Source organism: Betaproteobacteria bacterium, from assembly GCA_016720925.1.
Classification (GTDB): domain Bacteria; phylum Pseudomonadota; class Gammaproteobacteria; order Burkholderiales; family Usitatibacteraceae; genus UKL13-2.
This window is the reverse complement of record JADKJR010000005.1, coordinates 352,292-378,405: the sequence shown is the minus strand read 5'-3', so window position 1 is coordinate 378,405 and position 26,114 is coordinate 352,292. Positions and strand designations below refer to the sequence as shown.

At 63.5% G+C, this 26,114-nt stretch carries 21 protein-coding genes and 4 pseudogenes; 17 read left to right on the top strand and 8 right to left on the bottom strand.

Annotated elements, in window-relative coordinates:
- Positions 1–27 precede the first annotated feature (27 nt).
- The 9 genes and pseudogenes from IPP88_09860 (at position 28) to IPP88_09820 (ending at position 9,675) form a co-directional block, all read left to right on the top strand.
- Positions 28–1,737, top strand: a complete 1,710-nt coding sequence (locus IPP88_09860; protein ID MBL0123006.1) for an acyl--CoA ligase — start codon at positions 28–30, stop codon at positions 1,735–1,737.
- A 4-nt stretch (positions 1,738–1,741) separates the two neighbouring features.
- Complete coding sequence (locus tag IPP88_09855; protein MBL0123005.1) at positions 1,742–2,371, top strand: nuclear transport factor 2 family protein; 630 nt, start codon at positions 1,742–1,744, stop codon at positions 2,369–2,371.
- A 3-nt stretch (positions 2,372–2,374) separates the two neighbouring features.
- Entirely contained in the window at positions 2,375–3,433 is a 1,059-nt protein-coding gene (locus IPP88_09850) for an alkene reductase (protein ID MBL0123004.1), read from the top strand.
- Positions 3,434–3,459: 26 nt separating this feature from the next.
- Complete coding sequence (locus IPP88_09845) at positions 3,460–4,626, top strand: acyl-CoA dehydrogenase family protein (protein MBL0123003.1); 1,167 nt, start codon at positions 3,460–3,462, stop codon at positions 4,624–4,626.
- A gap of 3 nt (positions 4,627–4,629) precedes the next feature.
- Positions 4,630–5,688 (top strand): acyl-CoA/acyl-ACP dehydrogenase, encoded by a 1,059-nt coding sequence (locus IPP88_09840; protein MBL0123002.1) that lies wholly within the window; start codon positions 4,630–4,632, stop codon positions 5,686–5,688.
- A 12-nt stretch (positions 5,689–5,700) separates the two neighbouring features.
- A complete protein-coding gene (locus tag IPP88_09835) occupies positions 5,701–6,453 on the top strand; it encodes an electron transfer flavoprotein subunit beta/FixA family protein (protein ID MBL0123001.1) in 753 nt (250 codons plus the stop codon).
- Positions 6,450–7,388: an electron transfer flavoprotein subunit alpha/FixB family protein gene (locus tag IPP88_09830; GenBank protein ID MBL0123000.1), complete on the top strand. Its 939-nt coding sequence runs from the start codon at positions 6,450–6,452 to the stop codon at positions 7,386–7,388. Before IPP88_09835 ends, IPP88_09830 begins: the two co-directional genes overlap by 4 nt.
- Positions 7,389–7,454: 66 nt before the next feature.
- Positions 7,455–8,090, top strand: a complete 636-nt coding sequence (locus tag IPP88_09825; GenBank protein ID MBL0122999.1) for a nitroreductase — start codon at positions 7,455–7,457, stop codon at positions 8,088–8,090.
- Between the two features lies 1 nt (position 8,091).
- A pseudogene (locus IPP88_09820) lies at positions 8,092–9,675 on the top strand (AMP-binding protein).
- Here the strand turns inward: IPP88_09820 and IPP88_09815 are convergent.
- From IPP88_09815 to IPP88_09785, 7 genes and pseudogenes are all read right to left on the bottom strand, one after another.
- Positions 9,630–10,064: a hypothetical protein gene (locus IPP88_09815; GenBank protein MBL0122998.1), complete on the bottom strand. Its 435-nt coding sequence runs from the start codon at positions 10,062–10,064 to the stop codon at positions 9,630–9,632. The pseudogene IPP88_09820 and the gene IPP88_09815 sit on opposite strands and share 46 nt — an antisense overlap.
- The gene (locus tag IPP88_09810; protein MBL0122997.1) at positions 9,997–10,848 is read right to left on the bottom strand and encodes an SDR family oxidoreductase; all 852 of its coding nucleotides are present in this window, start codon (positions 10,846–10,848) and stop codon (positions 9,997–9,999) included. Before IPP88_09810 ends, IPP88_09815 begins: the two co-directional genes overlap by 68 nt.
- A complete protein-coding gene (locus tag IPP88_09805; protein ID MBL0122996.1) occupies positions 10,848–11,186 on the bottom strand; it encodes an EthD family reductase in 339 nt (112 codons plus the stop codon). Before IPP88_09805 ends, IPP88_09810 begins: the two co-directional genes overlap by 1 nt.
- Entirely contained in the window at positions 11,183–13,381 is a 2,199-nt protein-coding gene (locus tag IPP88_09800) for a tetratricopeptide repeat protein (protein ID MBL0122995.1), read from the bottom strand. The genes IPP88_09805 and IPP88_09800 overlap by 4 nt, the downstream gene beginning before the upstream one ends.
- A 39-nt stretch (positions 13,382–13,420) precedes the next feature.
- A pseudogene (locus IPP88_09795) lies at positions 13,421–14,877 on the bottom strand (arylsulfatase).
- A gap of 1 nt (position 14,878) precedes the next feature.
- Complete coding sequence (locus IPP88_09790) at positions 14,879–16,033, bottom strand: hypothetical protein (protein ID MBL0122994.1); 1,155 nt, start codon at positions 16,031–16,033, stop codon at positions 14,879–14,881.
- Positions 16,030–16,830, bottom strand: coding sequence for an enoyl-CoA hydratase/isomerase family protein (locus IPP88_09785; GenBank protein MBL0122993.1), 801 nt, complete (start codon positions 16,828–16,830; stop codon positions 16,030–16,032). Before IPP88_09785 ends, IPP88_09790 begins: the two co-directional genes overlap by 4 nt.
- Before the next feature lie 176 nt (positions 16,831–17,006).
- Here IPP88_09785 and IPP88_09780 point away from each other — a divergent pair, with 176 nt between their 5' ends.
- Genes IPP88_09780 through IPP88_09765 form a run of 4 tightly spaced genes read left to right on the top strand, consistent with a single transcriptional unit; the run spans position 17,007 to position 20,780 of the window.
- Positions 17,007–17,522, top strand: coding sequence for a hypothetical protein (locus IPP88_09780; GenBank protein ID MBL0122992.1), 516 nt, complete (start codon positions 17,007–17,009; stop codon positions 17,520–17,522).
- On the top strand, positions 17,495–18,658 hold the full coding sequence (locus tag IPP88_09775; protein ID MBL0122991.1) for an FAD-dependent oxidoreductase: 1,164 nt from the start codon (positions 17,495–17,497) through the stop codon (positions 18,656–18,658). Before IPP88_09780 ends, IPP88_09775 begins: the two co-directional genes overlap by 28 nt.
- On the top strand, positions 18,655–19,137 hold the full coding sequence (locus IPP88_09770; protein MBL0122990.1) for an FAD-dependent oxidoreductase: 483 nt from the start codon (positions 18,655–18,657) through the stop codon (positions 19,135–19,137). The genes IPP88_09775 and IPP88_09770 overlap by 4 nt, the downstream gene beginning before the upstream one ends.
- A gap of 20 nt (positions 19,138–19,157) precedes the next feature.
- The gene (locus IPP88_09765; protein ID MBL0122989.1) at positions 19,158–20,780 is read left to right on the top strand and encodes a GMC family oxidoreductase N-terminal domain-containing protein; all 1,623 of its coding nucleotides are present in this window, start codon (positions 19,158–19,160) and stop codon (positions 20,778–20,780) included.
- 21 nt (positions 20,781–20,801) lie between these two features.
- Here the strand turns inward: IPP88_09765 and IPP88_09760 are convergent, their stop codons facing one another.
- Positions 20,802–21,884, bottom strand: coding sequence for a phosphotransferase family protein (locus IPP88_09760; protein ID MBL0122988.1), 1,083 nt, complete (start codon positions 21,882–21,884; stop codon positions 20,802–20,804).
- Positions 21,885–22,138: 254 nt separating this feature from the next.
- Here IPP88_09760 and IPP88_09755 point away from each other — a divergent pair, with 254 nt between their 5' ends.
- The 4 genes and pseudogenes from IPP88_09755 (at position 22,139) to IPP88_09740 (ending at position 26,081) form a co-directional block, all read left to right on the top strand.
- The gene (locus tag IPP88_09755; GenBank protein MBL0122987.1) at positions 22,139–22,399 is read left to right on the top strand and encodes a helix-turn-helix transcriptional regulator; all 261 of its coding nucleotides are present in this window, start codon (positions 22,139–22,141) and stop codon (positions 22,397–22,399) included.
- Between the two features lie 379 nt (positions 22,400–22,778).
- Positions 22,779–24,301 (top strand): annotated as a pseudogene (locus IPP88_09750) (acetyl-CoA carboxylase carboxyltransferase subunit).
- A 28-nt stretch (positions 24,302–24,329) separates the two neighbouring features.
- Positions 24,330–24,854 carry a DUF3016 domain-containing protein gene (locus IPP88_09745; GenBank protein MBL0122986.1) on the top strand — a complete coding sequence of 175 codons (525 nt, stop codon included), beginning with the start codon at positions 24,330–24,332 and terminating at the stop codon, positions 24,852–24,854.
- Positions 24,851–26,081 (top strand): annotated as a pseudogene (locus IPP88_09740) (NADH:flavin oxidoreductase). Before IPP88_09745 ends, IPP88_09740 begins: the two are co-directional and overlap by 4 nt.
- Positions 26,082–26,114: the final 33 nt, after the last annotated feature.

Sequence of the window (26,114 nt, the reverse complement as noted above, 5' to 3'; positions counted from 1 at the left end):
GTACTGTAGCAAGGTCGAGGATAGCATATGAGCGCCGAATTGCTGGCCAAGATAGACGCTGCCTGGGCTCAGTTGACAGCACCTGGCGCACCCTTCGAAACAGCAGAGCAGACGATCAATGGTCGCCGATCGCGCGTCTTCAAGAACGCTCCGCAGAATCTGATTGAGATGCTGGCGCCGGCGAGAAAGTTTGGCGAGCGCGAGTTTGTCGTACTGCAACAGCAGCGCTGGAGCTTTGACCGCTTGTTCGCCGAGGCCGATGCTCTCGCCTCTCAGTTGGCGCGGCGCTTCGGCGTCGAGAAGGGTGACCGCGTAGCCATCGCCATGCGCAATCGCCCGGAGTGGATGGCGGCGTTCCTAGCTGCCGCTTCCCTCGGTGCAATCGTTGCACCCCTCAACAGTTGGGGGCGGCGTGAGGAACTGCTGCATGGCCTGAACAATAGCGCGCCCAAGGTCTACTTCTGTGACCCCCAGCGTTTCGAGCCCGTGGCCGGTGAACTGGCGGCGCTCGGCATCAGCGCTGTGGTTACCGATGCCGGGGTTGGAGACGCGGCAGCGGCTTCCTACGAGGCGATGATTGCAGCGGGTGCGGGGCAGGAGGTGCCGGCTGTGCATTTGGTTCCAGAGGATCCGGCGCTGATCTTGTACACCTCGGGTACGACCAGTCGAGCTAAGGGCGCGCTGTCGACGCAACGCGCCGTCTGCCAGGCACTTTCCAACTACGATTTTCAGGGGGCTCTTGCGGGCATGACCTCGCCGGATATCATTCAGGCGATGATCGCGGCAGGATATGCGCCGACGACGTTGATGGCGGTGCCGCTGTTCCATGTCAGCGGCCTGCAATTTCAGTTCCTAGCCGCGTTGCGCACCGGACGTCGCCTGGTAATGACCTGGAAGTGGGATCCGGAGGAAGCGCTGCGCCTGATCGCTGCGGAGCACTGTACTGCCTTCAACGGTTCACCGGCGATGATACTTCAACTCTTGTCGTCGCCATCTTTCGCGGGCACCGATACCAGCAGTCTGAGTGCCTTTGGTCTGGGCGGTTCAGCCGTGGCGCCCCGGGTGATCGACCTCATCCGCTCCACCAAGCCCAAATCTCTGTCCGGCACTGGCTATGGGCTCACCGAAACCAATGGGCTCGGCGCATCGAGTTCTGGTGCAGGCTATTTCTACAAGCCCGGCAGTTCCGGGCAAGTGTCGCCGATCATCGAAATTGCCAGCGCAGACGCGGAGGGCAGGTTCCTGCCGCGCGGGCAGAGTGGAGAAATCTGGCTTCGCGGGCCCACCGTGATGTTGGGCTACTGGCGCGACCCTGAGGCCACGGCGGCCGTGATGCACGACGGCTGGTTCGCCAGTGGCGACATCGGCTATGTCGATGCCGAAGGTTTCATCTTCATCGTTGACCGCATCAAGGACATCGTTAATCGCGCCGGCGAGAAGATTTCCACAAATGAGGTCGAGGCTTGCCTGATTAGCCATGCCGCGGTGGCGGAGGTCGCTGCCTTCGGGGTGCCAGATGAGACCTTGGGTGAAGTGCTGGCCGCAGTGGTGCACCTGCGTCCGGGAGCCGTGGCAAGCGAGGTCGAACTGGTCGCGCACGTGGCGCAACGACTGGCTAGTTTCAAGGTGCCGGCGCACATCATTATTACGGCAGACGATTTGCCGCGCAGCCCGTCCGGCAAACTGCTTAAGCGTGAACTGCGCGCAAGTGTTGCCAAGAATTTCTCCCAAGGATAGCCTCATGGACATCAAGCAATTGGCGATGCGCATTGATCGGCTCGAATCGACGGAGGAAATCCACCAACTGGTAGGCAAGTATTCTCTGTCGCTGGATATGCGCGACCTCGACGCACACGTGAATCTGTTCGCGCCGGATATCCGCGTCAGCAAAGACAAGAGCGGGCGCGCTCATCTCAAGGTCTGGCTCGATGAGACCTTACGCAACCAATTCACAGGCACATCTCACCATCTGGGGCAGCACATCGTTGAGTTCCGCGACGCTGACAATGCAGTCGGCGTGCTCTACTCAAAGAACGAGCACGAGTGCGGCGGCGAGTGGGTGATCATGCAGATGATCTACTGGGACGACTACCAGCGTGTAGACGGCCGCTGGCTGTTTCGCCGTCGTCTGCCCTGCTACTGGTATGCCACCGATCTCAACAAGCCGCCAATCGGCGGCATGAAGATGCGCTGGCCGGGACGCGAACCATACGACGGCGCCTACCATGAACTGTTTCCATCATGGGAGGAGTTCTGGGCGGCGCGCCCGGACAAGGATAAGCTTCCCGAAGTGGCGCCGCCGGCGCCGCTGCAGAAGTTCCTCGAGACCATGCGGCGCGGCGCGCCGGCGCCGAAGATCCGCGTGCGCTAAGTCATGACCACACTCTTCGATCCCATCCAGTTAGGCGAACTGAGACTCGCCAACCGCGTCGTCATGGCGCCGATGACGCGCAGCCGCGCCGATGACGCGGCTGTTCCCACGGCACTGATGGTCGAGTATTACCGGCAGCGCGCCAGCGCCGGACTGATCGTCGCCGAAGGTACCGCGCCTTCGCCGCACGGCCTCGGTTACAGCCGGACCCCAGGAATCTACAATGACAAACAGGTTGCGGCCTGGCGTGAAGTCACGGCCGCCGTCCATGGCGAAGGCGGCCTCATCGCCCTGCAACTAATGCACTGTGGCCGTGTTGGCTCGCACCTCAATAAACCCCCAAGCGCCCGGACTGTCGCGCCCTCGGCGGTACGCGCCTCCGGCCAGATCTACACCGACGCTGCAGGCATGCAGGACCAGGACCTGCCGCAGTCGCTCTTGTTCGAAGAAATTCCCGGCGTCGTCGCCGAATACGCCCGGGCGACGCAACGCGCGCTGGATGCCGGCTTCGACGCGGTCGAACTGCACTGCACGAGCGGCTATCTGCCCATGCAGTTCCTCGCCGTCAACAGCAATCAGCGTAGCGACGCCTACGGTGGCACCGTCGATAACCGCGCCCGTTTCGTCATTGAAGTAATGCGAGCGATTAGCGGGATTGCGGGCGGCGGCCGCGTCGGCATGCGCATCTGCCCAGGCAATCCCTTCAACGACATCGTTGATCCCGATCCTGCAGCAACCTATACGGCACTGCTCGCCGGTGCCGCTCCTCTGCGGCTCGCATATGTGCATGTGATGCGTTCCCCAGTGAAGGGTTTCGATGCATTTGCCATGGCGCGCAACCACTTTAAGGGCGGCCTGATCCTCAACGACGGCTTTGATGCGGCGCGCGCTGCTAAGGCTCTTAGCGAGGGGCGCGGCGAGGCCGTTTCTTTCGGTCGCCATTTCATCGGCAATCCGGATTTGGTGCGGCGTCTACGCGAGCAACTGCCGCTTGCCGGGTTCGATCAGAAGACCTTGTATACGCGGGGTGCACAAGGCTATACCGACTATCCAGCGGGCTAGGCATCAAACTGAGTCGGGGTCGCAAATTGAACTTTTCCTACACTTCAGAGCAACAGGCGTTCCGCGCCGAGGTCAGGACCTGGCTGGAGGCACACGTGCCACGCGAGCGTCTGGCCAGCTTCGACACGCGCGAGGGTTTCGAGCAGCACCGCGTCTGGGAGCGGCAACTGTTCGAGGCGCGCCTGTCCATGGTGATGTGGCCCGAATCCCTTGGCGGGCGGGGTTGCGACCTTGTCGAGTGGCTGATTTTCGAAGAGGAATACTGGCGCGCCGATGCGCCGATGCGCGTCAACCAAAACGGCCAGTTCCTACTCGGCCCGACCCTAATGCAGTTCGGCACGGAGGCGCAAAAGCAGCGCTTTCTACCGCGCATCGCTTCCAGCCAGGATGTCTGGGCCCAGGCTTGGTCGGAAAATGGGGCGGGCTCCGACTTGGCGGCGATACGCGCCAAGGCCGTGCGCGACGGCGATCACTTCATCATCAACGGACAAAAGATCTGGTCGTCGCGGGCGCTCTTCGCCGATTGGATATTCGGCATCTTCCGCAGCGATCCGCTGTCGGACCGGCACCATGGCCTGTCCTACGTGCTCGTGCCGCTGGCGGCGCGCGGCATTTCAGTGCGGCCGATCAAGGGCCTGAACGGCCTGGACAGTTTTGCCGAAATATTCTTCGACGAAGTCAAAGTATCGGTGGACAACCTGATCGGTATTGAGGGCCAAGGCTGGCAGTTGGCCATGGCCACGGCAGGGTTCGAGCGCAGCCTGCTGCTGCGTTCGCCGGGTCGTTACCTGCGTACCGCCGAGAAACTGGTACAACTCTATCGCCGCCACCACGACAGGGCAGATGGCGATCCGCTCCTGCGCGAGGCGGTGCTGCAGGCTTGGATGGATGCCGAGGCCTACAACCTGGCCGCCTACCACACGGTGGGCAAAACGCTGCGCGGTGAGCAGCCCGGCTTCGAGGCCAGCGCTAACAAGATATTCTGGTCCGAGTTGGATCTGCGCATGCACGAGACGGCCCTTCGTATCCTTGGCGAGCGCGGGGAGCTGCTGCCCGCTGCGCCCGCTGCAGGCGATGTTGACAACTGGCTAGAGGGTTTTCTGTTTGCCCAAGCTGGAACCATCTACGCAGGCACCAATGAAATTCAGCGCAACATCATCGCCGAGCGCATGCTCGGCTTGCCCAAGGCCTAAGCCATGGACTTTACGTTTAGCGAACAGCAGCTTGCCTTCCGCGATGCCACGAGCCGCTTCCTGATGACCGAGGCGGCACCGGAAATGTTGCGCGAGATTTGGGAGACTGATGTCGGTCGCTCGCCGCAGTTGCGCGCCAAACTGGCGGCGCAAGGACTCACTAGCCTGTCTGTCGCGGAGATCCAAGGCGGCTTTGGTGGCGATGACGTCGATTGGTCGCTGATCACTCAGGAACTGGGCTATTACTGCATTCCTGATTCGCTAGCTGATACCGCCTACGTTGCGGTCGGATTGCTGGCTGGCTTGGAAAGTTTGACGCCGCTTGCCGGCGAGTTGCTACGAAACATCGCTTCCGGTTCGATGCGCATCGCCGTCGGCCATCCTGTTAACGCGCTGGTGGCCGATGCGCATTTGGCTGACATGCTGCTGCTTTGCCATCAAGGCGAGGTTCATGTCGTGCCGCGCGCAAGCATCGAAGTGGAGCTCAATCCGAGCATCGATCAGTCGCGCCGACTTTGCCAGGTGACGTGGACACCAACGGCGCGAACGCGCGTAGCCGACGCGGAACTTGGCCGCGGACTTTGGGCCGAAGCGTTGGATCGCGGCGCTCTCTGCGTCGCCGGGCAGTTGATTGGACTTGCACAGCGCATGCTCGATCTGTCGGTCGATTACGCTGCTCAGCGCAAGCAGTTCGGTCGACCCATCGGTGCCTTTCAGGCCATTAAGCACCACCTCGCCGACGTCGTCACAAAGATAGAGTTCGCCAAGCCTGTTCTATACATGGCAGCGCATGCCATGGCAAGAAAGCGTAGCGGTCGGTCTCTGCGTGTCTCGCATGCCAAGCTGGCCTGCGCCGATGCAGCTTGGCTGGCGGCGCGCCATGGCTTGCAGGTTCATGGTGCCATGGGTTACGCATGGGAAACGGACTTACAGATGTTCATGAAACGAGCTTGGGCTCTCGATGCTTCATGGGGGGATCGAAGTCTTCACAAGGCCCGCGTGGCGGATTTTGTGCTGTGCAACTTTGCCAGGCTGGGGCCGGGCGATGTCGATGATGTTTAAGGGAGAAATACAATGAAAGTACTGGTATGTGTAAAGCGCGTAGTCGATTACAACGTCAAAGTGAAGGTCAAGAGCGACCACACAGGTATGGATCTTGCCAACGTGAAAATGTCGATGAACCCATTTGACGAAATCGCGATCGAGGAGGCGGTGCGGCTCAAGGAAGCGGGCATTGCCACGGAAGTGATTGCCGTGTCCTGCGGCGCGGCGGTCTGCCAAGAGACCCTGCGCGTGGCCATGGCCCTGGGAGCCGACCGCTCGGTCATGGTCGAAACCGACGTAGAACTGCAACCGCTGGCGGTGGCCAAGCTGCTTGCCGCGGTTGCGAAGAAAGAGAATCCGCAACTCATCTTACTGGGCAAACAGGCGATCGACGACGACGCCAATCAGACCGGACAGATGCTGGCCGCGCTGCTCGGCTGGTCGCAAGCCACCTTTGCCTCGAAAGTCGTGCTTCACGACGGCAAGGCCACGGTCACGCGCGAAGTGGACGGCGGTATCGAGACCATCGAAGTCAGCCTGCCCGCTGTCGTCACGGCCGACCTGCGTCTGAACGAACCGCGCTATGTGACCTTGCCCAACATCATGAAGGCGAAGAAGAAGCCGTTGGAAGTCATCAAGCCAGGAGAGCTCGGCGTTGACGTCGCGCCGCGGCTGGCCACGGTAACGGTGGTCGAGCCGCCCAAGCGTAGAGCTGGTGTCAAGGTTGCAGATGTCGCGCAACTAGTCGACAAACTCAAGAACGAAGCCAAGGTGATCGCATGAGCCTCCTCGTCATCGCAGAACACGACAACGCCAGCCTAAAGGGCGCCACCCTCAATGCCGTCACCGCCGCCGCGAAGATCGGTGGCGAGATTCATGTCTTGGTGGCCGGTGCCGGCTGCGGCGCCGTCGCCGAGCAGGCCGCCAAGGTCGCCGGCGTAGCCAAGGTCAAGGTGGCCGACGTCGCCCACTATGGCGACCAGACGGCGGAAAACCTAGCCGCCCTGATCGTCGCAAACGCGCAGGGTTACAGCCACATCCTTGCGGCGGCCACCAGCAACGGCAAGAACACCCTGCCGCGGGTGGCGGCGCTGCTGGATGTCGCACAGATCTCGGAAATCATCGCAGTCATCGATGCCGACACCTTCGTTCGTCCGATCTATGCCGGCAATGCCTTGGCGACGGTCAAGTCGAGTGATACCACCAAGGTCATCACGGTGCGAACCACGGGTTTCGACGCGTCAGCCAACGGCGGCGGCACGGCGGCTGTCGAAGCCATCCCGGCGGGAGCCGACCTGGGGCAGTCGAAGCTGATCAGCCGCGAACTGACCAAGTCGGCGCGGCCGGAACTGGCGGCGGCCAAGATCATCGTCGCGGGCGGTCGTGGCATGGGCAGCGGCGAGAACTACCACAAGTTTCTGGAACCGCTGGCGGACAAGCTGGGCGCGGCCATGGGCGCCTCGCGTGCCGCGGTCGATGCCGGTTTCGTGCCCAACGACTACCAAGTGGGCCAGACCGGCAAGATCGTCGCGCCGCAGCTCTACATCGCGATCGGCATTTCGGGGGCGATCCAGCACCTGGCCGGCATGAAGGATTCCAAGGTGATCGTTGCGATCAACAAGGATCCCGATGCGCCCATCTTCGAGGTGGCCGACTACGGCCTGGTCGCCGACCTTTTCCAGGCGGTGCCGGAACTCGTTGCCGCACTCGGCGCCTGAGGGATGGAGACTGAGGACAATGGCGAGGCGCGGACCGTAAGCGAAGCGGTGGAGAGCCGCATCGCCATGCGTGCTTTTCGCGACACGCCGATTTCCGGCGAACTGGTGCGACGCCTGCTGGCGGCTGCGGCGCGCAGCCCCTCCGGCGGCAATCTGCAGCCCTGGCATGTGTACGTGCTCGGCGGCGAAGAAATGTTGCGTTTCAAGGCGTTGATGCGCGAACGCCTGCAGGCCAACCCGCGCGGCGACGGTCCCGGTTACGACATCTATCCGCCCGATCTGGGAGAGCCCTTTCGCGCCCGCCGTGCCAAGTGCGCCGAGGATATGTATGCATCGATGGGCATCGCGCGTGAGGACAAGGCTGCTCGCCTGGGCTTCATCGCCGGCAACTTCCAGTTCTGGGGTGCACCGGTCGGGATGTTCTTCTGCCTCGACAAGCAGATGGGGCCGCCGCAGTGGTCGGATCAGGGCATGTACATCCAGACCCTGATGCTGCTGGCTCGCGAAGCCGGCCTGCACAGCTGTCCGCAGGAAGCATGGACGCTCTGGCACAAGACAGTGGGCGAATTCGTCGGCCTGCCGGAAAACATGATGCTCTTCTGCGGCTTGGCCCTAGGCTACGCCGACCATCAACATGCGGTCAGCCGGTTACGCACTGAACGTGCTCCGCTTCAGGAGTTCGCCACATTGAAAGGTATCTAGGATGGCGCTTGAACGCACGTACAGCTTTGCGGATCTGTTCGAGCTCGTCGCGGCCGCCGTACCCGAGCGCGAAGCTGCAGTGTGCGGCTCACGCCGCCTCAACTACGCCCAACTCAACGAGCGCGCCGACCGGCTTGCCACTCACCTCCAGGCCAGAGGCGTGCGCCGGCGACCGCGTAGGTCTGCAATTGTTCAACGGCAGCGAGTATCTGGAAGGATTCTTTGCCGCATGCAAGCTGCGCGCGATTCCGATCAATATCAACTACCGCTACATCGCCGACGAACTACGCTACATCTACGATAATGCCGGTCTCAGCGCCTTGCTGTACTCACCGGCTTTGGCCGGCACGGTCGAACCGCTGCTGCCCGAGTTCCCCAGTGTCAAGGAGGCACTGATTTCCGGACCGGCCTACGAGGCCGCATTGGCTGCCACATCCGTCACTTACGATGTTCCGCAGCGCAGCGGCGAAGACCTTTCCCTGCTCTACACCGGTGGCACCACGGGCATGCCTAAGGGCGTGATGTGGCCGCACAAGGCCCTGTTCTTCAGCGCCCTGGGCGGCGGCGGCTTCTATCGCAAGGAAGGACCGATCTCATCACCCGAGGAGATTGGTCCGGTGGCAAAGGATGGCCTTCCCTTGCGCTACATGGCCATCGCGCCGATGATGCACGGCGCCGCCATGTGGGCGGCGTTGGTGGCGCTGCTCGCCGGCCAGACCGTGGTGATGCGCGAAGAGGTGGAGTTCAATGCCGAGAAGGTCTGGGATCTTGCGGCGCGTGAGGCCGTCAACATCGTCGCTGTCGTCGGCGATGCCATGGCCATTCCGCTGCTTGACGCGCTGAAAACCAATCCGGGCCGCTGGAACCTGTCGCGCATCGTGCATTTCGGCTCAGGCGGGGGCCTTTTCTCGAAGCATGCGCAAGAGGAATTGCAGGCGCTGCTGCCCAATGCCAAGGTTTCCGACAGCATGGGGTCGTCCGAAAGCGGTACGCTGGGCGCCGGCAGCAAGCCGGACAACGGCGAAGGCTTCATCAAGATTGTTGCGCGCCCTGATCTGGTCATCTTGGCGCATACTCTTGATCGGATTGCGGAACCGGATGAGGAGGGCGTGCTGGCGCGTAGCGGCAATGTCGCCGTGGGTTACTGGGGTGACGAAGAGAAATCGGCCAGAACCTTCTTCAGCCTCGACGGCGTGCGCTACGCTGCTACCGGGGACACGGCAAGGCGGGATGCGGACCGCAACATTGTCGTGCTAGGTCGCGGTTCTCAGTGCATCAACAGCGGCGGCGAAAAGATCTTCCCGGAGGAAGTGGAGGAAGTGCTGCATCGCCATCCCGCCGTCGCCGACGCCCTGTGGTCGGTGCCAGCGATCCGCGCTTCGGCAAGAAGGTGGTGGCCGTGGTGGCCCTGCGCCCGGGTGTCAAGGCCGACGAGGAGGCGCGCAGCGAATTCTGCCGCCAGTACATTGCCGGCTACAAGGTGCCCAAGGCCGTGCATTTCGTCGATGAGGTGATGCGCTCACCGGCCGGAAAGGCCAATTACCGGTGGGCCACCAGTCTGGCAGAGGAACGCCAGCAGATTTGAGCGCTTAGCTCAGTACCCCGCCGTCGAGAAGCAACGGGACGCCGCGCAACGGCCCGGCGGGCAGGCTGGCTCACGGCCGCACGCGCCAGCTCGTAGTGCTTGAGCACCATGGCGTTGATGATGGCGTTGACGGCCTCGGCGCGGGCGATCGCCGCTTCGAGTACTTCGCCCGCGCTGACTTCGCCGCAGGCGATCAGTTCTGCCAGGCCGACGGCGTCGTGGCTCGCGTAGTCGCCGTAGGCCAGGGCGCGCGCCTGGGCGCTTCGGGGCAGTTGGGCCGCAGCGAGCAGGTGCCGCTGTTGGAGAGGAATTCTCTTCTGTTCATGGTTTGCGCCGTTCTCCTGGCCAGGCCGGAACGATGTTGTGTTGGAGTGCGAAAGTTTGGGCATTGATGGTGCAGCGCTGGTGTGCTGGCGCGTCCTTGTTCGTCGCGAGCCAAAGCATGACCTGCGCCGGCACCTCGGGCGGTGCAGCACCGACCTTTTTGAACAGGGCGCCGTCTTCGCCGAGCGTGGCGTGCAGTGCCTCGGTGCTGACCACGCCCGGATTGACGGTGTAGGCGCGGATGCCCTGATCGCCGTGCTCGATGGCCAGCAAGCCGGAGAGGCGCGACACCGCCGCCTTGGCGGCGCCATAGGCATAGCCCCAGCCGCCGCGGCCGGCGGCCAGCGGCGGGTCGGTCTCGCCGGCGCCGGAAGTGACGTTGATCACCGTACCACCTCCCTGCTTCAGCATCTGCTGCAGCACCCGTTGCGTCAATCGCACCGGTCCGGCGACGTAGCCTTGCCAGACGCGCGCCAGGACTTCGGCATCGAGGTCGAGAAAACGAGCGTTGAGATCGCTGCCCTGGTAGATGGCGTTGTTGATCAGCACGTCGATGCGGGAAAACTGTTCGAGCGCGGCGTCCGCCGCCGCGTCTATCGACGCCGGCTCGAGCAGGTCCATGCGCAGAGCCAGGGCACGTACCCCGCAGGCCTCGATGTCGCGCAGCGTCGTCGCCAGACTGCCGGGCAGGGCCTGACCGTCGCGGCCGCTGATGCTGTGCTGGTGGCGCTGGCCCTCGACCTCGGTGCGGGCGGTGATGGCGACATCGTAACCGGCGCGGGCGTAAGCCAGGGCGGTGGCCTTGCCTATGCCGCGACTGGCGCCAGTAATAAGCACGGTGGGGCGCATCAGGCGACTTCTCCGCCGTGTTCGACTACGCGGCAGGCACGGATTGAATCCTTGTCCATGAACAAGAATTCGTCATCGCGCAGCACCTGGCCCGCAGGGGAGTGGTAGAACGCCAGGCTGGCCTTGACGTCGTCTGCGCTTTCGTACCAGAACTCCGACACCACGTCGAAATCGGCGGGTGCGCCGAACACGTCGCCGACGACGAAGTTGCGCACATATTTCCTCAGCCCGGGCAGGCAGGTCAATGCCAGCGGTGCATGCACTTCCTCGTAATGACGCCTGAATTCCTCGTGCGTCGGGTCGGCTTTGCGCCGGATCAGGCTGATGGATTTGATCATGGTTTGGTCTCCTGGGGCGCTGGCCCAGCGCCGGGTCGTGTGGGATTGATGGCAGCCAGGCCGGCCAGCGTCAGTTCAGCGCCAGGCGTGTCGCCGTCCTGTCGCTGATAGGCGGCCTGTATCAGCAGCAGGTCGCGGTCGCCGCAATGCTTGCGCAATGCTGCCGACAGCGTCGCCCGTGCCTCGGGCTTGCGCCCGCTGTCGTGCAATGCGAGCGCGTAAAGGTAGTAGGTATGCGCCGAGGCGTTGGCGAGCCGGGTGGCCCGCTGCAGCGGGTGCAGTGCAGCGGGCTTGTCGCCACGGCGCACCAGGGCAAGGGCTAGGGCCTCGTACAGTCCCGCCTGGCCCGGTGCCGCGAGCATGCCGGTGCGCAGCAACTGCTGCGCATCGTCTTCGCGCCCGGCCAGGCGCAGGAGTTCGGCGAGGTTCACATACGCCGGGACGAAGCCGGGTTCGAGCGCGATGGCCACGCGATAGGCCGCCTCGGCGCGGACCAGGTCGCCGCGCGCAGCATGTACATCGCCGAGGGCGAGTTGGGCCGTGGGCCGCTCCCCGTCTTCCTGTTGAGCCTCCAGATACTCACCCAAGGCGCGCTCGAAACTCGACCGAGTCGAATCGGGCAGGGGAGCGGCGGCGAGCAGGCGAGCCGACTCAATACGCACTGCTCGGCGCGGATCTTCCAGCAGTGGCGTCAGCGGCCCAATGCGGTAGCGCGGCGGCAAGGCTTCCAGCCCGAGGGCGGCAACGCGACGCACGAGCGGATCGACATCGCCCAGGGACTGGCGATAGAGAGCCCAGGCTTCCCGGCCGGGATAACGGCGCAGCAGGTTCAGCGCCGTGGCGCGGACGATCCCCGGTTGTGTTGCGTCGGCCGCCAGGGACAGCAATCCGCCGGCGGCGCCGGGCGTGGCATTGCGGCCGGCGGCCAGCGCCAGCCCGTAGTGCGGCTTCTTTGTTGCGGAGCTGCCATACCAGCGCGCGATCTGCGCCTGCGCCCAGCCTGCATCGCGTTTGCTGTGGCAGCCGTTGCAGGCATTGGGCGTGCCGATGGCCGCTGTCAAGTCGGGACGCGGGATGCGGAAGCTGTGGTCGCGGCGCGGATCGACCACCATGTAGGTCGTCGTTGGCGCGTGGCAATCGACGCAGGCGCTGCCGGCGGTGCCGGGCCGGTGGAAGTGGTGCTGTGCCGAGTCGTAGTTCCTGCGCAGCAGGCCGCGCGTATCCACATGGCTGCCGGCGCTTGGCCCTGTCGCATTGTGGCAGGCGACGCAGGCCGCGTTGCCGGGCAGTCTGAGCTTGCCGCCATGCACTTCGTGGCAATCGCTGCAGCGCACTCCTGCGGCGTGCATGCGCGTCTGCAGCCAGGAGGCATAGATGAACACTTCATCCTGCTGCTGGCCGTCGGGCCAATAGCGGCCCTCGTCGAGCAGCATGGGCAGGTACTGGTCCAACAGCGGTGCGCCGGGTTCGGGCGCAGCCAGTAATTGCGTGCGCATGGCATGGCAGGGCGCGCAACTGTCGAGTTGCGCCGGGCCGGCCAGGGCTGCGGCGAAACCCTTGTCAGCCGCAGATCGCGGTTCTGATTTGGCCCAGTCCATGTGCGCTGAGGCGGGACCATGGCAGGCCTGGCAAGCCACTCCGAGGCTGGCCCAGCGCGTCTCGAAGCGGCGTCCGTCCGCGACGTAGTTCTTGCGCATGGCCGTGGTGTGGCAGACGGCGCAATTACTATTGGCGTTCTGCGCGGCGCGCGTCCAGTGCAGGGGGTGGCGATGGTCGAGATGCGTTTGCTGCGGATACAGCCGGAACCACTTGCGCTGCTTGACATCCCAGGCCAGGCGCAGGGCTTGCAGGCGGCCGCCGGACAACTCGACCAGGTACTGCTGCAGCGGTTCGAGGCCGAAGGCGTACTTGATCTCGAAGCTGGCGGACTTGCCGTCGCTGCCGTCTGTCTTCATCAGGTACCTGTCGTCGTGGCGATAGGCCCTCCACGTCACGCCGTCATGGCGCCAGCGCGCGCTGGAAAAATCGCCGAGCACCGTGGCCGGCGTCGCCGGCTGCATCGCCCGGGCGTGCTGCGATGCAGCCCAGGCCTGCTGTTGCGTCGGGTGGCAACTACTGCAAGCGGCTTCGTCGATGTAGTCGGCTGCCGGCGCCGGCAGCGGTAAGGCCAGTGTCGCGGCGAGCAGCCACGGCATGCAGCAACGCGACGAGGCCATCGAATCGAATCTGTGCGCCTACTTCACGAGTTCCATGCCGCCGCGCAGCGAGTTGCCCTTCTGCCTCGGCGGGAACTCCTGCAGCGAGCGGACATGTTCTGTGATGATGTCGCGTATCACGCCGCCGATCCAGGCTTTCTTTTGGGCCAGTACGTTGGACTGTAGGCCTCCGTGCTGCTCGAAAGGATCCATCTTCAGGTTGTAGATCAGCGAGCTCTCACGGAAATAATCGAAGAAGCCGTTCTTCTCCTTGGCGTGGACTTTCCACTGCCGCCAGCGCAGGGCAGCGAGCGTCGATTCGTTGTAGTAGATGTAGTTTTCGCGCAGCGAGGGGCCTTGGCCCAGCCAGTGCGACAGGTTGTTGATGCCGTCGATATAGACGTGGTGGCTGGCCCGCAGATCGGCGGCGACATCCTTGACGCCGGCAGCGGCCGCCAGCGTGGAAAACAGGTCGAGGTGGCTCTGGATGCCGTTGGAAGTGCTGCCCGCAGGCACCTTGCCGGGCCAGCGGATGAGGGTGGGTACGCGCACGCCGCCTTCCCAGGTCGAGGCCTTTTCGCCGTGGAAGGGCGTGGTACCGGCTTGCGGCCAGTGATAGGTCATCGGGCCGTTGTCGGAGGTAAACACGACGATGGTGTTCTTCACTACACCCAAATCGTCGAGCTTCTTCAATATCTGTCCGACGTGGCCGTCGAGCTCGATCATGCCGGCGCGATAGACGTCCTCCTCCGACGAATCCTGGCCGCCGCAGTGACGAATTCGGGCCGCGGGTGGATGTAGATGTGATTGCGCGAGGGATTGTGCCAGACGAAGAAAGGTTTCTTCTCCTTCACCGCGCGCTCCATGAAGCCGATGGTGCGTGCGGCAAACCTGTCGTCCACGCTCTCCATGCGCTTGCTTGTCAGCGGCCCGGTGTCGCGGACAAAGCCGTTCGGGCCGGCCTTGGCGTCGATGACGCCGCGCGGCTTGTATTTGGCCAGTTCCTTCGCCGGATAGTCGAGCTGCTCAGGCTCCTCCTCGGCGTTGAGGTGGTAGAGGTTGCCGAAGAACTCGTCGAAGCCGTGCGCCGTCGGCAGGTGCTCGTCGCGGTCGCCGAGGTGGTTCTTGCCGAACTGGCCGCTAACATAGCCGAGCGGCTTCAAGACCTCGGCCAGGGTCGGATCGCGCTTGTCGATGCCGACCGGCGAATTGGGCAGGCCGACGGTGGTCAATCCCGTACGTATCGGGTACTGGCCGGTGATGAAGGCGGCGCGGCCCGGCGTGCAAGTGGGTTCGGAGTAGTGGTCGGTGAACAACATTCCCTCGCGGGCGATGCGATCGATGTTGGGCGTCTGCCCCATCAGGCCCTGGCTGTAGGCGGAAACATTGGTCGGACCGATGTCGTCGGCCATGATCACCAGGATGTTGGGACGGTCGGCGGCGTGAGCCGTGGCCAGGACCGCAAGCAGCAAGACAATGGCGCGCAGAAAGTGCATGTTATTTCTCCTCCAGGCCGAACTCGGGCCAGGCGCCCGAGACGTAGGATTGACAATTGCCCCAACCCGTGGCGCCGGTCTCGTGGTCGGTGACGACGATCAGGCAATCGCGGAACTGGTTGAGGCGGGCGACGCTCTCCGGCGTCGAACAATCGCTGAAATGCTCGCCCTCGACCAGCAGCTTGCCACGGTAGGAGCCGTGGTGCCTGCCGTCGAAGCCGAGGTAGAGCCCGGCGCCGAGGTGAAAGCCGGTGTCGCCCATGGCGCGAGCGGTCAACAGGCGCATGCGGCCGTCGCTCATGGTGAGATGGAACTCGCCATCGAGGAAGCGCCTGTTGCGCGGATCGAAGCGCAGCTTGGGCTGCATGTCGCTCAGCAACTCGCGCCGGCCGTCGGCAAACTCGAAGCCGCCCTGGATCTTCTGGTGGCGGAATCCCGCTCCGGTATAGAGCAGGTAGTAGTGCATGAAGGCGTAGCGGTCGCCGGCAGTGCTCTGCAACAGCAGTGGATTCCACAGTGCCAGCGCCTTCATGTTGGCGCCGTCCATCGGATCGGGCGGCAGGTCGGCGAGCGGCAGGCCGACGGTGGGGCGCACGCCCCAACTGTGGTCGCGCGTCATCAGCCAGTCGTCCGCGCTGACCTCGCGGCGGTCGCCATCCACTTCGATCCAGCCGCGGGCGATGCCGGTCTGGTGATAGCGGATCTGATCGGCGCTGTGGCGATAGCCGTTGAGCGTGCGCCGGTCCTCGCGCTCTTCCACTGTGCAGGGCACCACGCCTTCGAGGACGAGGTCGAAGGCAACGGGCTGCACATCGTTCTTTTCCAAGATGACGCGGATCTTGTTGAGCGGCTCGATGATCTCGTAGCGCAAGGGTCCGACGTTGATGTCATCGACCCGGGAGGACAGCGTGCGGCTGGCGCGCACCGTCCATTGCTCGACGCCGCGCGAGACGCCGCCGTAGGCGTCGACCACGTCGCGATTGGTGTATTTGCCAAAGCCGAAGCCGATCGACAGCGAACCGTCGCGCGCCGCCACCATGCCGCAGACCTTTTCTGTCCAGGCGTAATCGCTGTGCTGCACCGAGGCGAAGGTGTCGACGATCTGGTGGGTGAAACCCTCATCGGCGGCTACCAGCGGCCCGATGCTGCCGCTCATGAACCGGTCCAGCGCGGCGAGCGCTTTTCGGCGAAGGCGGCGATGCCTTCCAGCGTGTCGCGGCTTCTACGCATCGATTCAAGCGCCGCGTAGCCCGCATTGTCCTGGCGCGCTATGGCCTCGGCCAGACTGAGGTCAAGGCCGCTACGCACGCATTCCTTGGTCGCGCGCAGGGCTAGCGGCGCGGCCCGCAACAGTTTCTGCGCCCAGCGCGATACCGCATCGTCGAGTTCGGCCGTGGGCACAACTTCATTAACCAGGCCCCAGTCGAGGGCGGTGCGCGCGTCCACGCTGTCACCTGATAGGAGCAGGCCCATAGCCCGCTTCATGCCTATCTGGCGCGGCAGGCGGTGCATCCCTCCGGCGTAGGCGACTACACCGATCAGGGGCTCGGGCAGGCCGAACACGGCATGTTCGGCGGCGATGACAATATCGGCAGCGAGCGCGATCTCGAAGCCGCCGCCCATTGCGAGGCCATTGACCGCAGCGATTACGGGTTTGTTCAGGTCGAAGCGGCTGGTGAGACCGCCGTAGCCGGTCGGCGGGATGCGATAGGGCTCGCCTCCGTCGGCCGCGGCGTTCATAGCCTTGATGTCGCCTCCGGCGCAAAAGGCCTTGTCGCCAGCGCCGCGGATTACCGCGACCCACAAGTCGTCGTCCTCGGCGAAGGCCGAAATAGCAGCTTCGAGGGCAAAGTTGGTCTCGCTGTCGATGGCGTTATGGCGTTCGGGGCGATTGATGGTCACGTGCACCACGTGACCATCGACACGCGTCAGGACCTTTTGGTTGGCAGTCATGGGCATGAACACGGAAACGGTTGAGAGGGGCGCTACAGATGGTTTCGACAACATTGAGGCGACTGTAGTCGGCGTACATGCCAAACCGCACCGTCCAAACGGACGATTCGCCGGAACCGGCTCGGCAAAACAATGCTGACGACAACCCTTCAAATCGCCCAAGCGCACACACCACCATGAGTGTTACACAATCCTTTCCGCATCTGGTCAATCCGGGGCGCATCGGCAAGCTTGACTTGCGCAATCGCATAGTCATGTCGCCGATGGGCTCCAATTTTGCCGAGGATGACGGCTACTGCGGCGAGCGTATCCAGGCCTACTACGAGGCTCGCGCCGTCGGCGGCGCAGGCCTCCTAATCATGGGTGTCTGCTCTGTCGCCTACCCGGCCGGCTCGGCCGAACCCTACCAAGTAGGCGTTTCCTCTGACGATTACATTCCCGGCCTGCGCGGAGTGGCCGCGCGTGCGCACCGCCACGGCGCCAAGATAGCCATGCAGTTGCAGCACGCCGGCAAGACTGCAGTGCGTGACATGGTAGCGGGTCGCCCACTATGGTTACCCTCGATACCGAAGCAGCAGCCCAGTGACATGATGAAGGCCGTGACCAAGGACGAGCTCGAAGCTTTCTCCGTTCTGGCATTAAGGGGCCGCCGCAGATTCACGTCATGGACAAAGGCGACATCCAGCAGATGACTGAGTGGTTTGCTGCTGCCGCGGCGAGGGCGCAGGAGGCTGGTTTTGACGCTGTGGAAGTGCATGCCGCACACACTTACATCATTGCTGGCTTCCTCTCGCCCTATTACAACCAACGCGAAGACGAGTATGGCGGCAGTCTGGAAAATCGCGCTCGCCTGATGGTCGAAATCCTGATCGCGATACGCCAGCGCGTCGGTCCCGACTTCGGACTCTGGCTTCGTCTCGACGGCGAAGAACTGCGCACACCGGGCGGCATCGGCATCGTGGACGCCCAAGCTGCGGCGAAGCTGGCAGTGGCCGCCGGTGCCCAAGCGGTTAACATTTCTGCCTACGCCAGCATCACCACCGGCGCGGCCTTCACCGAAGCGCCACTGGTGCACACGCCGGGCGGCTTTGTCGGTTATGCGCAGGCCATCAAGGCGGCGGTCGCGGTGCCGGTGATCGTCGCCGGACGCCTCAATGCCGAGGCCGCCGAAGCGGCGCTGGCCGCCGGTCATTGCGATTTCGTGGCCATGGCGCGCCCGCTGCTCGCCGATCCGGATCTTCCCAACAAGCTTGCCGCAGGGCGGCTGCAGGATGTGCGACCCTGCATCTATTGCTATACCTGCGTCAGTGAGATCTTCTTCAACCGACGCGTCAAGTGCGCGGTCAATCCGCTTACCGGTCACGAATTCGAGGACGCCATCAATCCTGCCGCCACACCCAAGCGCGTGCTGGTCGTCGGCGGCGGACCCGCCGGCATGGAGGCGGCACGGGTCGCCGCCCTGCGCGGCCACCGCGTCACCCTGGTCGAGCGTAGCGACCGCTTGGGCGGCACGCTGTTCTTCGCCGCCCTGGCGGCACCCGAAAACGCGCCGTTGCTCGACTACCTGGTGGCGCAGGTGGGCAGCCTGCCCATCGAAGTGCGCCTCAACACCGAGGTAACGCTGGCACTGGTGGCGAGCCTGAAAGCCGAGACGATCATCGTCGCTACCGGCGCCTTGCGCGCGCCGCAGCCCTTTCCGGGGTCGGCGCAAAGCACGTGTGGAATGGCGACGAGTTGCGCCGGCTGCTCACCGGCGATCGCGCCGACGAGATCGCCAGGAACAAGCTCAACCTCGCCGAACGAGCCCTGTTCAAGGCCGGCGGCATGATCGGGGCAACCGGCAGTCAGCAGGCGCTGCAGAAACTTTCGCACCTGTGGATGCCCCTTGGCAATCGCGTTGTGATCGTCGGTGGCGGACTTGTCGGACTGGAACTGGCCGAGTTTCTTGCTGCGCGAGGGCGCGATGTCACTGTTATCGAGAAGGGAGAGAAGTTCGGCCGCGAATTTTCGTTGGTGCGGCGCTGGCGCGTGCTGGATGATGTCGGCAGGCATGGCGTTCAACTCATCGCGCAGGCAACGGTGCAGGAAATCACGTCACAACAGGTGATCTATACCGATGCCGAAGGTGCTCAACACGCGTTGGACGCCGACTCGGTGGTGCTGGCCATCGGCACCCAGGCCGACGACAGTGTGGCGCGGCGGCTCGGCGCGGGCGGCGTGCCGGTGTATCAGGCCGGCGACGGCGCGGCTGTCGGCTACATTGAGGGTGCCATTCATTCAGGCAACCGCATCGCGCGCAGCATCTGAAGCCAGCCGGGAGACAGCACATGGAAGCCATGCAGTTCGATTACATCATCGTCGGCGCCGGCTCCGCCGGTTGCGTGCTGGCCAACCGGCTCAGCGAGGATCCGGGCGCGTGCGTTCTGTTGCTCGACGCAGGCGGCAAGGATGGCGACCTGATGACGCGCATGCCAGCCGGCTGGGGCAAGATGATCCTGATGGACAAGTATGTCTGGCAGTACCAGAGCGACCCCGAACCCTGCACCCATCAGCGCGGCCAGCTATTGCCGCGCGGCCGTATCCTCGGCGGCTGCTCCACGGTCAATGGCATGCTCTACGTTCGCGGCCAGGCGGCAGACTATGACGAGTGGGAGGCGGCCGGTGCTGCCGGATGGGGCTGGAATTCCGTCCTGCCCTACTTTCTCAAGTCGGAGGATCAGCAGACCCTGTGCAACGAGTTTCACGGCGTCGGCGGTCCGCTCATCGTGTCGGATCTGGTCGACAAGCATCCCGTCAGCGATTCCACCATCCGTGCCTTCGTCGAAGCGGGTTTTGCGCATAACCCCGATTTCAATGGTGCCAGCCAGGAAGGCGCCGGCTATTACCAGGCCAACACGCGCAACGGGGAGCGTTGGTCCTGCTCGCGGGCCTTCGTCGATCCGGTGCGGCAGCGGCCCAATCTAACGGTCATTACCGGCGCCCTGAGCACGAGGGTGCTGATTACGGATGGCGTAGCGACCGGTGTCGAATACCGGCAGGGCAGGGACGTCGTTCAGGCTCAGGCTGTCCGCGAAGTTCTGCTCAGCGCCGGGGCCATCGACTCGCCGCGCCTGCTGATGCTCTCCGGCATCGGCCCGGCCGGCGCGCTGCAGGCGCAGGGCATTCCGGTTCTGCTCGACCGGCCGTCGGTGGGCGCGAATCTGCAGGACCATTACCTGATTCCGATGATGTGGCGGTTGAAGTCCGGCGTGCCGAGTCTGAACAATCGTTTGCAGGGCATCAGGCTAGTCTGGGAAGTGCTGCGCTACCTGTCGTCACGGCGCGGAGCCATGACGCTGCCTGGAGCCGAAGTCGGCGCCTTCGTCAGGAGTTCGCCGGATTCGGCGCGGCCCGACATACAGTTCCATTGCCTGCCCGTGACCGGCGAACTGAACCCAAGCGATGTCGCTTACAGGAAGCCGCACAAGTTTCCGGGCCTCACCATGGCACCCTGCCTCTTGCGTCCCGAGGCGCGCGGCAAGGTCCACCTGCGGAGCCCAGACATCGCTGCGGCTCCCGGCATCCTCTTCAACTACCTGTCGAACGAACATGACAGGGGGCTTACCCTTGCGGGCATGAAGATCGCGCGGCGGGTCGCCGCTCAGCCGGCGTTGGGAGCGCTGGTCGCCGCCGAGGTTTACCCCGGTGCTGCGACATGTAGCGACGAGCAATTGCTCGATTTCGCGGCGGATGTCGGCGTGACCGTGCATCACCCAGTCGGCACCTGCCGCATGGGAAGCGATACGGACTCTGTCGTCGATCCGCAGTTGCGTGTGCGCGGCGTCGATCGTTTGCGCGTTGTCGATGCCTCGGTGATACCGACGCTGACCTCGGGCAACACCCACGCTCCCGTGGTCATGATCGCCGAGCGCGCGGCGGACCTGATTCGCGCGGAGGCAAAGCTGCGCTAGCGCAGCGGCAGGCGTCGGCCGTCAGTAGCCGTGCTTGGCGCCGAGCATCGCCAGTACATTGGCGGCGCCATTGTCCGTATCCATCTGGAATCCCTTCGGCAGCAGGCCGCGCTGCCCGAATACGGTGCCGATGCGGGCCATGATGCTGGCCAATTTGAAGGCGCTGAACACTTCGTAGTACTCAAGGTTGTCGGCCCGTCTGCCGGAAGCGGATTCCCAGCGCGCCACACTTTTATCGCGGTCTGGCAGGCCTTCCAGGCGGGGCACGCCATCGCCTTGGCTGAGACAGCGGTCGATGGTCAGCCACCAGGCCAGGTCCGCCACCGGGCTCCCGAGGTGGGCACCTTCCCAGTCGAGGGCGGCGACCAGGCGGCCGTCGCGGTAGACGCAATTGCCTAGCTTGGCATCGCCCCAGCACAAGCCCACCGGCTGGTTGGCGGGCCGATTGGCATACAACCAGTCGCAGGCGCGATGCAGATGCGGGTAGGGCCGGTTTAGACTTTCCGCCCAGAGCATGTGGTTCCTGAAGTAGCCGAGCATCTGGTCCAGCGGAGTGGCGCCGAATTTCCGTTGGTCAAGAAAGTCGAACCGACCGCCGGAGATGTCGGCATCGGCGACTGCGGCGACAAGGTCGATGCCCTCCATCCACAGAGCGGCACGTCCATCCGGCGTAAGCTCATGCATCCAGCCCTCGACGTGATAAAGAGGATTTTCATTCGGAACCAGGCCGTCGATTCGCTCCATGAGGTAGAAGCGGGCGCCGAGTAGTCCAGCTTCCTGTTCGAAGCCAAATAGCCCGGGAACCGGCACAGCGCTGTCGCGCAGATTTTCCATACAGTGATACTGCACGGAGACGTCATACTCGGGAAAGGTGCCCGGCTCCCTGGATTCAATGCGCAGAACCAGAGGTTGCATCTGCGGCTGGCCATTCCTTGTCCAGTGCAGGTCGAGCAGCCGGGTCTCGTTAGAGAAACCCTGGGCAGGGTTGCGGACATTGCTGATGGAAATTCCTTGGGCATCCCGATGGCGCGCGGCCAGCCAAGCACTCAATGCCGACGATAGTCGCGCAGGATCGGTACTGACAACTTCAGCTTCAGCAGGCATGTCGTTTTCCTCTCGGACCAGCAGGGAGGCCGCAGGCACTTTAGTCTTCCCGGCCGTTGCTCAAACCGTCCATACGGACGATCCCCCGTTACTGGAACGGGAAAACAATACAGGCCATTCTGGAGAATCGCAGACATCCCTCATGAAGCCGCACGTTACGCCGTGACGAGGCGGGTCCAACCCCTCCAATCGATAGCCAGCGGCGGCGGTTACTGGAATATATCGGTGAGCGCCTGAACGACTCCCAACTGGACGTGCAAAGCATCGCCGCCACGTGTGGCATCTCAACCCGATACGTGCATATGCTGATGCGCGGTACGGGCCGAACCTTTTCTCAATACCTGCTAGAGCATCGATTGGAATGCTGCCGGAACGCCCTGCAAGTCCAGTCAGGGAAACGTCGCTCCATCACTGAGATTGCCTTCGAGTATGGGTTTAACGATGGCTCCCACTTCAGCCGCACCTTCCGCAATCGTTATGGTAAGTCGCTTAGGGAATTTCGGCGTAAGGCTTAAGCACCGTAGCGACCTAAATTTGAAGCTGGGCCGGGAGTCTGCTTACCCAGCCCTGTTGGCGCGCGTCCAAAAAAATGCTTCGGATGCGCGTCCCATTTTATCCAGGGGCTCTAAATGACCTCAGTCAAAGGGCGGCTTGTGGATACCCGCTTAATATGGCTTTGAGCGGACGCTTTTGGGCGTAGCCACTTCCGCTTAGGGCACTGAGTGGACGGCGCACTTGTCGTCGTCTGAACAATCATGGGCGACCGGATGCTGCTCTGCCGCATGGTGCATAGATATCGTTAATAAATTTCCGGTAGGCGCAATTTCGAGAATCATATCGTCCGATTGGACGGTTCCCACCAGGACGGTGGGGGCGACAATCCGCCGCAACGATATGGCACAGATACCTGAAGATTGGGCGCAGTCGCTGGCGGAACTAGAGCGCCGGCGTAGCGTTGCGCGCGCCATGGGGGGGGCGGAGAAGCTTGCGCTGCGCGCCCGTGCAGGACGCCGCAATGCGCGCGAAATGGTGGAACTCCTGGTGGATGAGGGCAGCTTCATCGAACTGGGCACCTTAGTCGGCGGGCATAGCTATCGCGGCGAGCCCGTGCGCCCGGCCGATGCGCTGGTGGCAGGCATGGCCCGTCTCGACGGACGTCCGCTCCTGCTTGCCTGCGAGGACTTCACCGTCGCCGGCGGTTCGATAGGTCACGGCACGGCTGCAAAGCGTCTCCGTCTGGCGACCCTGGCTCGGCAGGAGTGCTGTCCCCTGTTATTGATTCTCGACGGCGCCGGTGCTCGTGCCGATAACGCGCTCGAACGTTACCCCTATGCCGGCAACGACCTTCAGGAGTTGGCGCGGCTCTCCGGCGAAGTGCCGACGCTGGCCCTGGTGCTCGGCTCGTCAGCCGGGCATGGGGTGCTGAGCGGCTTGCTGTGCGACTTCGTCATCGCCCTTGAGGACGCGACGCTGTTCGCCGCGGGGCCACCTCTGGTCGAGGCGGCACTTGGGGAAAAGGTGAGCAAGGCCGAACTCGGGGCAGCGACCATGCACGCAAGCGTATCGGGCGTGGTGCATAACCTGGTGCGCAACGAGGAGGAAGCCTGTCGCCTGATTCGCAGCTACCTGGCGCATCTGCCCGGCAATGCCCGGGAATATCCGCCCGCAAAGTGGTCGGCGATTGCGGCGAGCGTTCACTGGGTGGAATTCTCGATCTGGTGCCGCGCCATCCTGCCCGGTCCTATGACATGGCCGGTGTCGTACGCCTGCTTGCCGATGACGGCGAATGTCTCGAACTGCAGCCGCTCTACGGCGGATCGATGATCGTCGGGCTGTTGCGCCTGGGCGGTAATCCCTGCCTGATCGTGGCGAACCAGCCGGCGGTGCTTGCGGGCGCCATCAGCGCCGAGGCGGCGAGCAAGGCCGCCCACTTCCTGGGTTTGGCCGAAAGCTATCATCTGCCGGTAATTTTTCTCGCCGACAATCCGGGAGTCATGTCCGGAACGCACGCCGAGCGCGCGGGCACCTTGCGGGCAGCAGCACGGATGTATGCTGCCCAGGCGGCGCTGTCCGGTCCCAAGCTGCATGTGACGCTGCGCAAGGCCTACGGCTTCGGAAGTTCCCTGATGGCCATGAACCCCTTCGATGCGCAGACGCTAACGCTGGCTTTCCCGGGTATTTCGCTGGGCGGGCTGCCCGCCGGCAGCGGCGGCGCCGCCGCTAAGTTCGATGCTGCGACGCTGGAGCAACTCGTGGTGGCGGTGGCGGACAGCGCCTGGAGCAGCGCCGACACCATGGCCTATGACGAAATCATCGACCCGCGGCAGATGCGCAACGCCCTGCTGCGAGGCCTCGGACTCGCGCTGGGCAGGCGCAGCCAAGGCACGCAACTAACTGGTGTATGGCCGGTCGCCTGATGACCGTTCACAACCAGAGGAGAAAGTCATGAGGACCCTTTTGCGCTGTCTTGTTTTGTCCCTGGCCTTGATGGGACTTCCCGCAGTCGCAAGTGTCGAGGCCAGTTTCCTGCCTGCTGACCAGTACGCCGATATCGGTGAAGGAATCGATGCGCGCCGGGCCATGAAGGAAATCCAGGGCCATCTGGTCAAACTCGGTACGCGCTATCTGCGGCCCGATTTTCGCCAGTCGATCGATGTGGTCGAGGTGGACCTGGCCGGCAACATGAAAATGGTCGGCAGACGTACCGACTGGGTACGCGTGCTGAACGGCAAGGTAGATGCGCCCTTGCTAAGACTGAGGTGTACGCCGCGCTTGGGCAAGCAAGTCATGAGTCGGGGCGAGGACACCCTCACCGATCCGATGTATCTTGATCACAGCGTGGTCTACAGTGCCAGCACGCCGCTGTATCAGGAGAAAGCCTTGCTGAAGCATTGGTTCAAGATGCGTGTCGGCACGCCGCACGAGAAGAATTGGCCCCTTGGTCCCATCATATCGGAACGATACCCATGAACACGATGCACCAGGATCCATTCAGTCCGTTTCAGCTTGGTCCGATCAGTCTGCGCAACAGGTTCATTCGCGCCGGTGCCAACGAGGGCATGTGTATCGACGGGGCACCCTCACGGGCCCTGTTGCAGCACCATCGCGATATGGCGCGCGGCGGCGTGGCCCTCACCACCATCGCCTATGGCGCTGTTTCAAAGGTTGGGCGCACCCTGCCCAACCAGATATGGCTGAACCCGGAAGTGCTGCCCGACCTCAAGGCGGTCACCGAGGCGGTGCACACAGAGGGGGGCAGGATTTCCTTCCAGATCACCCATGCCGGCTCCTTCGTCACCTCCTGCAAGGTGGCCGGCGCGACGATGAGTGCTTCTTCCGGCATCAACAAGGCCGGATTGTTGCGCGGTAATATCTGGCAGCGGGCGATGACCGAGGCGGACATGGAACTGGTGGCCGGTCAGTTCGTGACGGCGGCTCGTCTCTGCCGAGAAGCGGGCTTCGACGCCGTCGAACTGCACATGGGCCACGGCTATCTGCTCAACCAGTTCATTTCGCCGCTCTCCAACAAGCGTCGTGACCAGTACGGCGGCAGTGCCCAGAATCGCGTGCGTTTTCCCGCCCAAGTGCTGTCCCGTGTCAAGCAGGCGGTGGGCGACGACTTGGCCGTGCTGGCCAAGATTAACGTCGCTGATGGCGTGCCTGGCGGCGCCACGGCCGCCGATGGTGTGGTCACCGCGCAGGCATTGCAGGCGGCGGGCGCAGACATGCTCGTTCTCAGCGCGGGGCGCAACATCGAGTCAGGCTGGCTCACCTTCGGCAGCAACCACAATATGGAGGAGATGCAAAAGGTGCTGAAAGGCAGCTGGGTCACCAACCTCATGTTGAAGCTGTCGCAGATGAATGCACCCAAGGTCGAATTCCGCGAGATGTATCTGCTCGAGTATTCGCGCCAGGTACGGGCCGGCGTCACCATGCCATTGGCCTATCTGGGCGGTGTCAAGTCCATGGAGGGCGTGACCACGGCGATGCGCGACGGCTTCGAGTGCGTGGTGCTGGCGCGCACTTATCCACGATCCCGGCCTGGTCAACAAGTTCCGCGACGGCGTGCTGCGCCAGTCCGGCTGCACTTCCTGCAATCGCGGCGTAGCGTACATCTACGACCCGGCCGGCATTTGGTGCGTGGAAAACCCGCCAAACGACCTTGCGCTGAATCAGATTCGCGCAGCGGGCGCTTGACGGGCGCTCACTAGAGAATTCACAAGGGAGAAA